Origin of the sequence: Sorangium sp. So ce204 (assembly GCF_051526795.1) — a bacterium.
Classification (GTDB): Bacteria; Myxococcota_A; Polyangia; order Polyangiales; family Polyangiaceae; genus Sorangium; species Sorangium cellulosum_B.
In genome coordinates, this window is record NZ_CP150317.1 from 7,662,609 (window position 1) to 7,676,253 (window position 13,645).

A 13,645-nucleotide genomic window follows, 5' to 3' on the forward strand; every position below is an offset into this window, starting at 1 on the left:
TGCCAGCCTGATGTGCCAGCACAAATCGTGGATTTCCGAGCGCGAGACGATGAGACTGCGCCAGGGTGAGCCGATTGCTGCTGTATCGACGGCACATCGGGCAGCGTGCGGAGCGCGTCCTCCACGCCCTGAATCTTCGCGCCACCGCGAGCAACAGAAGGCCGCGGAGGTCATCGGGACATGAGATCGATCGGAAGGCTGGGGAGCGCCGCTGCCTGCGGGTTCGTGACACTTTGCGCGGGCGTCGCGTCGGCGGCCAGCGCGCCGTCCTGGGAGAGCGTGTCGCCGATGATCACCCCGCGGGGCGAGCACACAGCCACGGTGCTCCAGGACGGCAGGGTGCTCGTCGCGGGTGGATACCCGGAGCTGGACGGACCGCCCTACACGACGAGAGAGGCGATGAGCCTCAACGCAGTCGAGATCTACGACCCGGCGACCGGGACATGGTCGCCCGCGGCGCCGCTCCTCCAGGCCCGCAGCGGACACGCGGCCATCCTGCTGCCAGACGGCCATGTCCTCGTGGCCGGCGGCAGGATGATGAACGCACAGGCGCAGGGAACCTCCCTGTCTTCGGCCGAGATCTACGACCCGATGAGCGACACCTGGACGCCTGCAGGGCCGCTGTCGATAGCGCACCCCGCGCCCTCGATGATGCTCGCCGGCGGCAGGCCGGTGCTCGTCGGGCTGGCCTGGCAAGACGTCTACGACGAGTTCGATGGCCAGTTCGTGCTGCACTATTACCAGAACGCAGCCATCTACGACCCGGAGTCGCGCGGCTGGACGGACCTTCCGCACTGCGACGCCGTGGACCGGTGGGTGAGGCTGCCTTACAGGCCCCAGCCTGTGAGCGCGACCCTGCTTCCCAGGACGGCCGCGTGATGGTGGCCGGAAGCGGCTGCAGCCTCTATGACCTGGAGACCCAGCTCTGGACCTGGGAGCTGGGCGCCGTGAAGCCGACGACCGAGCTTGCGTATCCCGGCGCGACGACGCTCCCGGGCGGCGGGGTCCTGATCGTCGGAGGCACCCTCCCCGCCGGCCCGGCCCCGGAGATTCACGCCTTCTCGCAGCTCTACCTGCCGCAGGACGACCGCTGGGAGCCGACCCCGGGACCGTATGCTCCGGCATCGAGCCCGTGCGGGCAGGACTCCTCGGGTATCCAGGGGATGCGCACCTCGCTGCTCCCGAGCGGAAAGGTGCTGTTGACCGGAGGCGCGGAGCCCTGCAGGCCCGCGGGCTCGACAGCGTCCGTCGTTCCTTTCTATGCGACCCAGGCGCTCTTCGATGAGGCGACCCTCTCCTGGTCGAGCCTCGACCTCGCGCCGCCCGTGACCATGGCGCGCGCCTACCATTCCTCGACGCGGCTCAACGACGGCAGCGTGCTGATCGCCGGCGGCTACGTCGACGCCGCGACCGCCACGGCGTCTGCCGTGCTCTTCCGCGAGCGCTCGCCGCTCGGCGAGACCTGCGACGCCGACAGCGACTGCGGGAGCGGCTTCTGCGTGGACTCGGTCTGCTGCGAGGCGGCCTGCGCCGGCCCCTGCGACGCCTGCGCGGCGGCCTCGGGCGCATCGCAGGACGGCGTCTGCACCCCCCTCACGGGCGTCGCCTGCGACGACACGGACGCGTGCGTCGTCGGGGGTGTTTGCGAGGCGGGCGCGTGCGTCGACGGCGCGGCCGCGCCGGACGGGACGCCGTGCAGCGACGGCGACGTGTGCTCCGCGGCGAGCGCTTGCGTGGGCGGGGCCTGCGTGGGGTCGAGCCTCGCGGTGTGCCTGCCCGTCGATGACTGCCATGAAGCGCCGGTGTGCGACCCCGCGGCGGGGTGTGCGGCGCCCGCGTCCGCGAAGCCGGACGGTGCGCTCTGCGATTTCCCGGGCTCCGCCGAGAGCTGGCAGGCGACGGGGCGGATGGGCGTCCTCCTCAACCTGCCTGCGGCCACGCTGCTCCAGGATGGGACGCTCCTCATGATCGGGTTCGGCGAGACAGGGAATCCGCCGCGTGCGGGCGATGTCTGGCTCCGCTATGACCCGAGCACGGGCTCGTGGCAGCCCCCCGAGAAGCTGAACGCGCCGAGGCGCCCGACGAGGCTGGTATCGCTTCCGGACGGGACGGCCCTGGGGATCGCCGATGGCCCGCTCCGGCGCCCCTCGCAGACGGTGCGATTCGACCCTGCGACGGGCGTGTGGACGCCGGCCGCGCCCACCATCGTGTCGCGCTCTATGGCCGACGCGACGGTCACGCCGCTCGCGGACGGCCGGGTGCTCGTCGCCAGCGGCGACGGCAACGTCGACGGCGGCGGAGAAAAGGTCGAGATCTACGACTCCGCCACCGACACGTGGACCCTGGCAGCGCCCATGAACGTTCCGCGAAGCAACGCCGCGGCGACCTTGCTGCAGGACGGCAGGGTCCTCGTCACGGGCGGAGACAGGCAATCCCTGGAGGTGAGCGCGGAGATCTACGACGCGGCGACCGACACGTGGACAAGCGTCGCCTCGATGCAGTGGAGGCGCCGCCGCCACGCGGCAACGCTGCTTCTGGACGGCCGGGTGCTCGTCATCGGGGGACGAGTAGGAAACACCGGAGCCAACATGAAGACGGCCGAGATCTACGATCCGGCGAGCGACACGTGGACCCCGACCGGAGAGATGGTCGAGCCACGGGACTCCCCCCGCGCAGCGCTCCTCCCCGATGGCAGGGTCCTGGTGACGGGCCTCCCGTCCCCCTCCAGAGCCAAAGACGGTGCCTTCACGGCCGAGATCTACGACCCAGCGAGCGACACCTGGACGCTCGCGCCGGCGCTGGACGTGAGGGCTCAGAGCGCCGTGATGGAGCGGCTCCACGACGGCCGTATCCTGATCGCCGGCGGCAGTTCGGGGCATCAACGTCTCGACAATGCGTGGCTCTATGTCGCAGCGCAGCCGGCGTCGCCCGGGATGTGCCAGAGCGGCGCCTGCGTGCCGGGCGGAGGCGGGAGCGAGAGCGCTGGCGCGGGGGGCGGCAGCGACGGCGCCGGCGGCGGCACCACGGGCGAAGGCGGCGGGGCCGTGAGCGGCAGCGGCGGTGCAGGCGGCCACGGCGGCGGCGACGGGGGCGCTGGCGGCGAGGGTGGCGCTGGCGGCACAGCCACAGGCGGCCAAGGCGGTGACACCAGCCATCAAGGAGGCGCCACATCCACCACGACCAGCGCGGGCGGCGATGACTCCACGACCACCGGCGCCGGCGCGACGGGCACGCAGAGCAGCGGCGGCGGTGAGCTCCCGAGCGCAGCAGGAGGCTGCGCCTTCCGCACGGCGAACGGCCCTCAGGACGCACCGGCCTGGCTGCTCGCCCTCGGGGCGCTCGCCGCCACGCGGCTGCGCCGGCGCCTCGCAAGGCCCCGCCGCGCCGCCTGAGCTCTCGAGAGCACGTGCGCAAATCGCACTGTAGCTCGTCCCCACTCCCGCAAATCATTTCGTCCTCGCAAGAGCCAGGCGGATGGCGATGGCCGACGGCGGGCGTGCGCCCGCAGCGCCGTGGGCCTCGCGTCCGCCCCCGCGAGCCCGGTTGACTCGACTCGGTGACTCATCGACCATGTCGTCCATGGTCCCCTTCGTTGCCTTCATTCCGCTGTCGAACTGGCTGCGGGGCTTCGATCGCTACGGGATGCGTTACTCGAAGGCGTTGATCCGCGAATCGACCTTCCCCGACGCTTTCTACATGCTGAAGGAGGACGAACCCTTTGCGCCCGGGCTCGAGAAGGCGCGGAAGCTCGTGACGAGGCTCGGGCGGCCGAAGGATCGCGTCGTGGCGCTGCGGGCGCGGCTCCCCGTCGGGCCTGACGCGATGCGCCCGAACGACGTGACGGGCACGGGCGTCGGCTGGCGCTGGCCGTCGAGCGAGATCCCCTTGAGCGGCGTGGCGTGGGTCGATGCGCGTGGCGCCCTCGTGCCCACCCGGCACGAGGAGATCACCGCGGAGGCCTTTCGCCTCGATGACGCCGGCCTCATCGACTGGGCGAGATGCCAGCCGCGGAGCATCTCGGTGCTGCCCGTCGCGAATGCCTGCCAGGCGCGTTGCGCATTCTGCTTCTCGAAGGCGAGCGCCTCCGATCTCGCGCGCCAGCAGAGCGCCACGCTGGCGCGCTACCTCGACTGGGCGAGGCGCGCGAAGGAGCGCGGCGCCGAGCGCGCCGTCATCACCGGCGGCGGCGAGCCGACGTTGCTCGAGCCCGAACGGCTCCGCGCGCTCGTTCGTGGCCTGTCCGAGCTCTTCCCGAAGACCCTCCTCATCACGAACGGCGCGCGCCTCGACCTCGCGCAGGTCGAAGGGCTCCGGGACGCAGGGCTCACCACCCTCGCGGTGAGCCGGCACGGCGTGACGCGCGAAGACGACGCGCGCATCATGGGGATCGAGGTCGACTCCGGCGCGCTGGGGGGCGCGCCGGGCCTCCGCACGCGGGCCATCTGCGTGCTCCAGCGCGGCGGCGTCGACGACGCCGCGAAGGTGCGCGCCTACCTCGAACGGAGCGCCGGAGAGGGGTTTCAGGAGGTGTGCTTCAAGGAGCTCTACATCTCGAGCCTCTCGGAGAACCCGTGGGCGCCGAGCGCGGCCAACCGGTATTGCGAGGCCAACCAGGTGCCTCTCTCGCTCGTGCTCCACGCGCTCGCGGACCTCGGCTTCGAGCGATGCGCGGAGCTCCCCTGGGGGAGCCCGGTCTTCGAAGGAACCCTGGGAGGCCGCGTGCTCCGCGTGGCCGCCTACACCGAGCCATCGGTCGGCTGGGAACGGACTCATGGCATTGTCCGCTCGTGGAACGTGATGGCTGACGGGTCCTGCCTCGCCTCCCTGGAAGATCCGAGCTCCACGTTATGAAGCACGAAGCGTTTCTCGCGCGCCGCGCGGAGCTCAGGGCCACGCGTCCTTCGCTCGTCGATCTCTCGGAGCTCAACCTTTACAGGAGCCTCGCCCGTCTCTTCCCGGCCATCGCGCCCTCGACGCACCCGGAGGCACCGTATCGCTGTCACCTCGCGGAGCGGTTCCTCGCGCACCTCGAGCTCCCGCAGGCGCTCAAGCCGCGCACGCAGGTCAGCCACGGTATCCGTCGCTCGCTTCGCGCGTTGTTCGAGCTCCTCGCGAAGCGGGAAGCGCGCGTCGGCGTCCCCGCCGACGTCTACCCCGTCTACCAGCAGCTCGCGGCCGAGGCGGGAGCGACCGTCGTCCCGTGGAATGCGCGCCTCGGGTTACCTGTCCTCGACGGGCTCGACGCGGTGTTGATCTGCGAGCCCCTGAAGCCGTGGGGCTCGCACCTGTCGCCGCCCGAAGCGGCCCAGCTCCGGCGCTGGGCGCGCGCGGACGAGCGGCGCATGCTGATCCTCGATTCGGCCTATGCGACGCCGCCGACGGAGCAGGCTCGGGCGCTGCTCGACGACGGGAGCGCGATCCTCCTCGCCTCGCTGTCGAAGGGCTGGCTCATCCCGGATCACGCGGGGCTCTGCATCGTGCCCGAGCGTTTTCAGAAGGAGGCGCGCGACGCCTTCGCGAAGCTGCCGAAGGACGAGCCGCGGGTCCGCGTCGGCTACGCGGCGCTCACCGAACATGCCTCGCGTCCGCGGGAGGTCGGCGCGATCCTGGGCGATCGCGCGCGCAGCCTCGACGCGCTGACGAGCGCGAGGCCCGATCTGAGAGCTTCCCGGTGCAACGGCTACTTCGCGATCTCGGCGAGGTCGTTCGGGGAACTGCTCGAGCTCGGGATCCTCGGCGTGCCGGCGCCGGTCTTCGGTGGGCCCGAGGACCTCAGCGTGCTCTCGAGCCTCGAAAGCCAAAGAGCTCGCTGAGCCACGGCGTTCGAGGCATCGGTACGTTGTTGATTTGGCGTCGCCCTTCATGAGGGCCGCACGGGGTCGTCGCTCCCCTCGATGCGCATGGAGAGGAGCTGGCGCTCATCAACACTTTTCCCGAACGGTCGCGCGCTCATCGCTAGCGGCAGGTACTGTGACGACGAGGTGGAGCAGACGCCAAAGCTTCGCGGCGACGGCATCGACGGAGCTCTTCGCGGCGTCGGGCACGCCCGCCGCCGCGATCGACATCAATGTAGAGCTTGAGCGGCGCCGCCTGGCGCAGCGTGTCCACCACGATGGGGAACCGGCTCATCGGCATATGGAGCAGATGGACGTGGTGCTCGGCACGGCGGGGCGCCAGAGATAGTCGGATACCAGCGCCGTGTCATCCGGGGAGAAGTCGATGCCCACCGCGACGAGTCCGCCCCCGCTCGGCGGGTCGCACGAAGAGCCATGCACCCGCGCGGGGCTGGGCTTCCCGGAGCCTCGCGCCAGCGTCGCCAGGAGGACCCGTTACACCTCGGAATCCAGATCTGGTCCACGCTGCCACCCCATTGCGAGTGGCTGCGAGTAGCACAAGCTTACCATGAGGTGCTCCCGCGCCCGATGGGCGTGCCGGGTGTACGAGATCTGGAGTTGACGATGAACAAGGACATGAATGAATCTTTGCACGCGGCGGCAGAGCCGTGTGGCGACGAATTCAAGGAGATAGACCTTACCGCTCTGAACGCCGATCCGGAACACATCCGGAAGATCGGGAAAGAGGCCGTAAGGTCCGCGGTGCTGTCGGTCGCAGCCCTGCGCGAGGGGCAGAGGCGACACGACTCGCTCACCCTCAGCGAGTGGACTGACTTCGGCTCCGCGCCGAGGCCCGGCGTACTTCCGGAGGGCTAGCGACAGCGGCGTTCCGAGGAAACATGCCCTCTCTGAGGTCGGGATCGGCGCGGGCTGCTGTCCGGAGCCCCCTTCCTCGCAACCGCACTGATCACGGAGAGCGCCTGGATGGCCCCCGTCGTGAGACTGCCTATCGCAACCGATCGATCTCACGCCGTCCCCATATCGACGTATGTGGTGAAGGTGGTGAGCCGCTGCAACCTCAACTGCAGCTATTGCTACATGTATAACCTGGCGGATCGGACGTACGTGTCCCAACCCGCGGTGATGCGCGAGGACGTCACGGCGGCGTTGTCGAGGCGCATCATATCGCACACGGCCCGACACGACGTTCCGACCGTTCACGTCATCCTGCACGGCGGGGAACCGCTCTTGCTCGGCAAGCGCCGCTTCCGCGGGTGGGTTGAACAAGTCAGGGGCGCGCTGGAGGGGGCCGACGTTCGCTCACACTTCAGCGTCCAGACCAACGGTGTGCTGATCGACGACGAGTGGATCGATCTCCTCGCGGATCTGTCCATCAACGTGGGCCTCAGCATCGACGGCCCGAAGCGCTTTCATGACCGGCACCGAGTGGACCACCAGGGCGCCGGGTCGTTCGACAACGTCGTGGCGGCCATCCGGAGCCTCCAAGCGCACCCGAGGGGGCCCAGGATCTTCGCGAACGTGCTCGCTGTGATCAACACGGACATCCCACCTCGGGAGATGTTCGAGCTGTGGCAGTTCCTCGACGTCCCGGGCATGGAGATCAACCTCCCACACGCGAACCATGAGAATCGGCCGCCGACGGGGGCGATGCCGTACGGGGACTGGATGATCGAGCTGTTCGACCTCTGGTTCGAGCAGAATCGGCCCGATCGACACGTGCGGTATTTCGAGAACATCCTGCGCCTCTTGTTCGGGCATCCGATGAGCACCGACAACATCGGCGGAAGACCTGCCGGGGCGATCATCGTGGAGACCGACGGCAGCATCGAGCCGACCGACGCGTTCAAGTGCTGCGAGCACGGGCTCACCAAGCTGGGCATCAACGTGCTGCGCAACGAGTTCGACGACGCGCGTCGCTCGCCGATCGTTCGCGCGATGCAGGGCGGCGTCACGGCGCTCTGCGAGACGTGCCACGCCTGCGATCTGCGGGACGTGTGCGGAGGCGGATACATGCCGCATCGCTTCAGCCGGGAGCGGCGGTTCGACAACCCCTCCGTCTACTGCGAGGACCTGCAGAAGCTCATCCGCCATATCCGTCAGCGCGTCATCGAGTCGCTGCCCCCCGAGATGATCGCGACGGTCCGTCCGAGCAGGGTCCATCCCTGAGGGGAAGGATCCACGCCGACGACGGAGTCCTGCCGCGCCCGGAGCCGGCATACAAAGGCAAGCCAGCGCCCGCTCGACCATGATCATAGCGGGCCCTGACGAAGGCGCTCACTCACAAGAACTCGCTGCCAGGGACGGGTCCACGGGAGGCGCGGAGGTAGTTGATTGGCATATGATCGCCCAGCGAATAGCCAAGCAGGAGCGGTTCACGCAGTAAGGGAGGAACGATCTTCTTCGCGAGCCATTCCACGGGTCCGAGGTCGGGGAGCAGGCCGCGAGGGGAGAACTGCTCCTCGAGCCAGGAAAGAGCGCTGCCGAGCATGGCGACCCCCCCAATGCGCACCTGGCCCGCGGTCGGCCCCCTTTTGTTGATCCAGCCTTCTATCGAAGAGCTGTACTCCTGACCGAAGTGCTCAAAGACCCCTGCCGAGCGCGGTGGCAAGTGCGGTATGACGTCTCGGCGATAAACGTGCCGGAAGAGCCTGTCCCCGAACTCCCTCTGGAACTTCGTGGCAAAAGCCCGGTCGCCGACCATCGGTTGGCCGAATGTGTAGATTCCGCGCAACAGCGGCCGCAACTCACGGAGCTTCTCGTCCGAGTAGATCAGCGCCGCCGCGAGGACGGCGAGCGCGCCGCCCAGGCTGTGGCCGGTGATGTAGAGCGCCTCCATCTTGAACCGGAGCGCGTCCTCGAGCGCCCCCACCATGGACCACAGTCTCGTCTTTCTGCGAAATTCGGCAGCTTGCTTCGACAAGCCCGAATCCTCGCCACAGGACACACAGACATCCTCCGCCGAGGACTCCTGAGCGCAGCGCTTGTTTATCGCATCGCGCTCCGATGCTCGACAGATTGATTCACCGCTTTGGGCAGCGACAAGGTAGTGTTTTACACGTGACCACACCGAGAGTATGCCGCGATGGAAGCCTCCGTGCACACGTCCGGCGGCATAGAACGCCTCCGTCTTCATATTGATATTGGCCAACCAGTTGGTCAGAGGCTGCAGCTGCGATCCACGAAAAACGAGGATTCCCACCCGCCCATCCCTGCTCAGGGCGAAGTGCGCAAGCGAATCCATGAGAAAGCCCTGATTATTGAACTTGACCGTGACACAGACATTCGAGAATCCGCGGCGTTCCATCATTCTGATGACTTCCTCGTTGTCCGAGTATGCCCATGCCGACGCGGCAGCGAGAAGAGATGAAGCAGTGTGGTCGTATGCACCTGGACTCACGTTCACGAGGTCGTCGACGAGGGCACCGGCTCTCACACGTGCCGCTGCAGCCGCCCACTCCTCCGGAAAGAGAGCGATTGCACGCTGAAGTGTTTCAGCGATCCGGATGCCGTCGGCGCTGCTCGACATGTCATGATCTGGCCACAAATCCTTGCCTGTCATGGCTCACCTCGCTCCTCATCGCCATTCGGCCGGCGTTCGCTATGGAAGCTGCGACGAGCACGCGCCTCCGGCCGGGGACGCGCGCGTGTCGTCGCTCAGAGTCCGGTTGGCGTGAGCCGCGCCTCCATCACCAGCGCTCATCGTGAGCTGGTTCGACCCGCAGCGTAACCTTTGCGCCGACGACGCGCCCCGCGCCCACCAACACCGGAGCGGGTCGATCGCACACCTCAAACTACCACCGCCTCCCCCCTCTGCAACCACCCGAGCACGGCGGAGGCCCGCAAACAGCCTGCCAGGTCTTCCGACGAGAATAGGTGAAAACCCGGGCCAGAAGATCGAGCGTCCTCGCAGGATATGGAGGAAAGAGACGCCAGAGCGATTCAAGCATACCAGGGTGGATCGCCGCGCACGCCTCGGGTCGCAAAGCGCCCCCTTGGACGAAGCGGCTCCCTGGCAGGTCGGCTTGGCCGCGCCCCGGGCGTCTGCGCGGCGCTCAGCGCTCCCACGCTGCGCTCCGCGATCGAGCGCCCACCCAGGCATGTCAAGCCTTTTCGGCAACACCCTGTGCGGCCGAATTTGGCCCCATCCCTCCCCTCCTTGTGATCCTATCGGAGACGCCGGTCGCGGGCGCCGCGTCCTGCCCGCGTCTGTCTATGGCCGAGGTGCTCGCCGCATCGCTCGCGTTCCCTGCCGTGATCTTCACGGTCGCGCTCGCGCTCGCGCTCATCTACTGGCTGTTCGTCCTCCTGGGCGCGGTCGACCTCGATCTGCTCGGCGGCGCCCACGGCCACGCTGCCCCCGACCTCGGCGGGCTCGAAGGCGCCGCCAAGGGCGCCCTCGAAGGTGCCGCCAAGGGCGCCCTCGAAGGCGCCGCCAAGGGCTCGCTCGAGGGCGCTGCCACGGGCACGGCGGACGGGGCCGGCGTCGCGCAAGACGCCGGCTCGCTCCTCGCCGCGCTCCAGCTCCACCGCGTGCCGGCGACCGTGTCGCTGACGCTGATCGCGGCGTTCGGCTGGTTCACGAGCGCCCTGTCGACGGTGCTCGTCGAGCCGCTCTGGCTCGGCTGGGGGCTGCCTCGCTGGGCGCTCGGCGTCGCGGTGCTCGCCGGCTCGCTCGTCGCGGCCGTGCTCTCGACCTCGCTCGCGGTGCGGCCGCTCGGCCCGCTGTTCGTGACCCGGCACGGCCAGTCGAAGAGGGATCTCGTGGGCCGCGTGTGCGTCATCTCCACCGGGCGCGTCGACGAGCGCTTCGGCCAGGCGACGATCGACGAGGGCGGGGCGAGCCACATCCTCGACGTCCGGTGCGACACAGAAGGCGCGCTCCGCCGGGGCGACCGCGCGCTGCTCGTGAGCTGGGACCCGGACCGAGAGATCTTCAGCGTCGAGCCGCTCGACGCCCTGCTCGGCCCTCCCCCTCCCCTGGCCGAGCGGGGTGCGTCCCGCGTGGAAGCGCGCCTGGCCGGCGTCGAGGAGGACGACGCGCCCGCGGCGCGCGCAGCGGACGAGCGGCAGCGCCGCGGCTGAACGCCGGCGCGGGCGCCGCCGCTGAACGCCGCTGTCGGGCGGGCTGTTTCGTGTACGCTCATCCCCCGAGGGGGCATCATTCGGCCCCCGACCCGGCTCTGAGCGGGCCTGGCCGTCCGACCCTCACCGACGTGAACGCGGGGGCCGGCGCCCTCCCCTCCACCGAAACGCGAAGGAGCTCCGCGTGCCCCCTGTGACCGTCCCCTTAATCATCGTCCTCGTCGGCGTCCTCGCCTTCGTCGCCCTCGGGATGCTGGTGATGTACGCCAAGTTCTACCGCCAGGTGGATCAGGGCAAGGCGCTGATCATCAACACGAGAGGCCAGGACCCCATCGTCACCTTCACCGGGACGCTGGTGCTGCCGATCATCCACCGCGCCGAGTACATGGATATCTCGGTCAAGACGATCGAGATCGACCGGCGCGGCAAGGAAGGCCTCATCTGCAAGGACAACATCCGCGCGGACATCAAGGTCACCTTCTTCGTGCAGGTGAACAAGACGCAGGACGACGTGCGCACGGTCGCGCGGACCATCGGCTGCGTCCGCGCGTCGAACCCCGAGACGCTCGAGCAGCTCTTCGCCGCGAAGTTCTCCGAGGCGCTCAAGACGGTCGGCAAGCGCCTGAACTTCGAGGACCTCTACAAGGAGCGGCAGAAGTTCAAGGACGACATCATCGACGTCATCGGCAAGGACCTGAGCGGGTTCGTGCTGGCCGACGCGGCGATCGACTACCTGGAGCAGACGCCCATCGAGCTGCTCGACAAGGACAACATCATGGATGCCGAGGGCATCCGGAAGATCACCGAGCTCACGGTCACGCAGAACGTGCTGACGAACGAGCTCCGCCAGAAGGAGCGGATGGAGATCGGCAGCCAGAACCTGAACTCCGACGAGGCCATCTTCCGCTTCGAGCAGCGCCGGGCCGAGGCCGAGGCGAAGAAGGCCAAGGAGATCGCGGTGGCGCAGGCGCGCGAGCAGAACGAGGCCGCGCGCATCGTGAGCGACGAGCGCAAGAAGACGTTGCTCCTCCAGGAGAAGAACGACGAGGAGGCCTTCGTCGCCCGCGAGGCGAAGGAGCGCGGCGTCTCGGTCGCCCAGAAGAACAAGGAGCGGGAGGTCGCGGTCGAGACCGAGCGCGTCGAGAAGGCGCGCCAGCTCGAGATCGTGAGCCGCGAGCGCGACGTGACGCTCCAGCAGATCGCGCGCGAGAAGGAGCTCGAGCTCCAGAGGAAGGACATCGCCGACGTGGTCCGGGCGCGGATCGCGGTCGACAAGACGGTGGCCGAGGAGGAGGAGCGCATCAAGGACGTGCGCGCGGTGGCCGAGGCGACGCGCCTCAAGGACGTGACGCGCATCAACGCGGAGGCCGAGGCGCAGGAGCAGCTCGTCAAGCAGCTCAAGGGCGCCGAGGCGAGCGAGGAGGCGGCGAAGTTCCGGGCGCGCGAGAAGCTCATCACGGCCGACGCCGAGCTCGAGGTGAGCGACAAGGCCGCGCGCGCGAAGATCCGCCTCGCCGAGGGCCTGCAGGCCGAGTCCGCGGCCGAGGGGCTGGCGCGCATCCGGGTGAAGGAGGCCGACGCGCAGGCGATCGAGAAGCAGGGGTTCGCCGAGGCGCGCGTGGCGCTCGAGAAGATGAACGCCGCCGCCGCCGGCGAGGAGAAGCAGGGCCTCGCGCGGGTGATGGTCAAGGAGGCCGAGGCGATGGCGATCGAGAAGCAGGGGCGCGCCGAGGCGACGGTCGCGAAGGAGCGGCTGCTCGCCGAGGCGGCGGGCATCGAGCAGAAGGGGCTCGCGGCCGCGCGGACGCGCGAGGCCGAGGCGCTCGCGCTGGAGAAGACGGGCCTCGCCGAGGCGACCGCGATCAAGCAGCGGCTCCTGGCCGAGGCGGCCGGCACGGCGGAGAAGGCGGCGGCGATGAAGGCGCTCGACGGCGTCGGGCGCGAGCACGAGGAGTTCCGCCTCCGGCTCGAGAAGGAGCGGGCGGTGGAGCTCGAGTCGCTGCGCATCCGGGCCGAGATCGCCAAGGCGCAGGCCGAGATCCTGCACGGGGCGTTCGAGCACGCGAAGATCAACATCGTCGGCGGCGACGGTGCGTTCTTCGATCGCTTCGTCAAGGCGGTCACCCTGGGCCAGTCGGTCGACGGGCTCGTCGACCAGAGCGCGACGGTGCGCGCCCTGGCCGGCGACTACCTGAACGGCAACGCGAGCGTCACGGAGGACCTGAAGCAGCTCGTCGCGCCCGGGGCAAAGCCCTCGGACGGCACGCTGTCGGGGCTCCTGACGTCGCTCCTGCCGAGCGCCGACGCCGACGGGAAGAGGAAGATCGAGGCGCTCGCCCAGAAGGCGCGTGAGCTCGGCATCGACGAGCTCGCGAAGCTGCGCGGCCCGCGCGCCTGAGCGGTGTCTGGAGAGGAACCTAACCGCCCGCCAGCGCCGACGCGGCGCGCTCGGCCTATTCAGTCCTCGGTAGGCGTGTTTCGTTCGCCGTAGGCGTGCGCGTCACGTCATCGTCCGCGTCGGCTGCGGAGCCCCACCCCGGCGGCGCGCCCCCAGAAGAGGGCCGGGGCGCCGCATCGGTGATGGAGCTCGCGCGGCCAGGCGGGCCAGGACTGGCCGGCCAAACCAGGCCAGGAGCATGCACAGAGCGTTGGAGAGCGCGAAACTCCGAGGTGCCGTGCGCGGCTCCGTTCTTGCCAAGACGTTCCTC

9 protein-coding genes are annotated in these 13,645 nt (G+C 69.2%); 8 read left to right on the plus strand and 1 reads right to left on the minus strand.

The genetic code is table 11. The features are described from left to right. Positions 1–180: 180 nt before the first annotated feature. The 6 genes from WMF22_RS28490 to WMF22_RS28515 all read left to right on the plus strand — a co-directional run bounded on the left by WMF22_RS28490 (position 181) and on the right by WMF22_RS28515 (position 8,021). Positions 181–879: a Kelch repeat-containing protein gene (locus WMF22_RS28490; protein WP_438031815.1), complete on the plus strand. Its 699-nt coding sequence runs from the start codon at positions 181–183 to the stop codon at positions 877–879. Continuing rightward, positions 879–3,392 (plus strand): kelch repeat-containing protein, encoded by a 2,514-nt coding sequence (locus tag WMF22_RS28495; RefSeq protein WP_438037293.1) that lies wholly within the window; start codon positions 879–881, stop codon positions 3,390–3,392. The genes WMF22_RS28490 and WMF22_RS28495 overlap by 1 nt, the downstream gene beginning before the upstream one ends. 187 nt (positions 3,393–3,579) lie before the next feature. Continuing rightward, positions 3,580–4,851 (plus strand): radical SAM protein, encoded by a 1,272-nt coding sequence (locus WMF22_RS28500; RefSeq protein WP_438031816.1) that lies wholly within the window; start codon positions 3,580–3,582, stop codon positions 4,849–4,851. Next, on the plus strand, positions 4,848–5,813 hold the full coding sequence (locus tag WMF22_RS28505; protein WP_438031817.1) for a hypothetical protein: 966 nt from the start codon (positions 4,848–4,850) through the stop codon (positions 5,811–5,813). The genes WMF22_RS28500 and WMF22_RS28505 overlap by 4 nt, the downstream gene beginning before the upstream one ends. A gap of 639 nt (positions 5,814–6,452) precedes the next feature. After that, entirely contained in the window at positions 6,453–6,710 is a 258-nt protein-coding gene (locus WMF22_RS28510; RefSeq protein WP_438031818.1) for a hypothetical protein, read from the plus strand. Positions 6,711–6,830: 120 nt separating this feature from the next. After that, positions 6,831–8,021 carry a radical SAM protein gene (locus WMF22_RS28515; RefSeq protein WP_438031819.1) on the plus strand — a complete coding sequence of 397 codons (1,191 nt, stop codon included), beginning with the start codon at positions 6,831–6,833 and terminating at the stop codon, positions 8,019–8,021. Between the two features lie 112 nt (positions 8,022–8,133). On the opposite strand, the gene WMF22_RS28520 is transcribed toward WMF22_RS28515, so the two are convergent. Beyond that, positions 8,134–9,414 carry a lipase family protein gene (locus WMF22_RS28520; protein ID WP_438031820.1) on the minus strand — a complete coding sequence of 427 codons (1,281 nt, stop codon included), beginning with the start codon at positions 9,412–9,414 and terminating at the stop codon, positions 8,134–8,136. A 653-nt stretch (positions 9,415–10,067) separates the two neighbouring features. On the opposite strand from WMF22_RS28520, the gene WMF22_RS28525 reads away from it, so the two are divergent. Both WMF22_RS28525 and WMF22_RS28530 read left to right on the plus strand, forming a co-directional pair. Further along, the gene (locus WMF22_RS28525) at positions 10,068–10,937 is read left to right on the plus strand and encodes a glycine zipper family protein (protein WP_438031821.1); all 870 of its coding nucleotides are present in this window, start codon (positions 10,068–10,070) and stop codon (positions 10,935–10,937) included. A 184-nt stretch (positions 10,938–11,121) separates the two neighbouring features. After that, a complete protein-coding gene (locus WMF22_RS28530; RefSeq protein ID WP_438031822.1) occupies positions 11,122–13,335 on the plus strand; it encodes a hypothetical protein in 2,214 nt (737 codons plus the stop codon). The last annotated feature ends 310 nt before the right edge of the window (positions 13,336–13,645 follow it).

What these genes read in the sequence shown, in the direction of transcription:
- WMF22_RS28490 (WP_438031815.1), top strand. Translation starts at nt 181, where the DNA reads ATGAGATCGATCGGAAGGCTGGGGAGCGCCGCTGCCTGCGGGTTCGTG.
- WMF22_RS28495 (WP_438037293.1), top strand. Translation starts at nt 879, where the DNA reads ATGGTGGCCGGAAGCGGCTGCAGCCTCTATGACCTGGAGACCCAGCTC.
- WMF22_RS28500 (WP_438031816.1), top strand. Translation starts at nt 3,580, where the DNA reads ATGGTCCCCTTCGTTGCCTTCATTCCGCTGTCGAACTGGCTGCGGGGC.
- WMF22_RS28505 (WP_438031817.1), top strand. Translation starts at nt 4,848, where the DNA reads ATGAAGCACGAAGCGTTTCTCGCGCGCCGCGCGGAGCTCAGGGCCACG.
- WMF22_RS28520 (WP_438031820.1), bottom strand. Translation starts at nt 9,414, where the DNA reads ATGACAGGCAAGGATTTGTGGCCAGATCATGACATGTCGAGCAGCGCC.
- WMF22_RS28525 (WP_438031821.1), top strand. Translation starts at nt 10,068, where the DNA reads ATGGCCGAGGTGCTCGCCGCATCGCTCGCGTTCCCTGCCGTGATCTTC.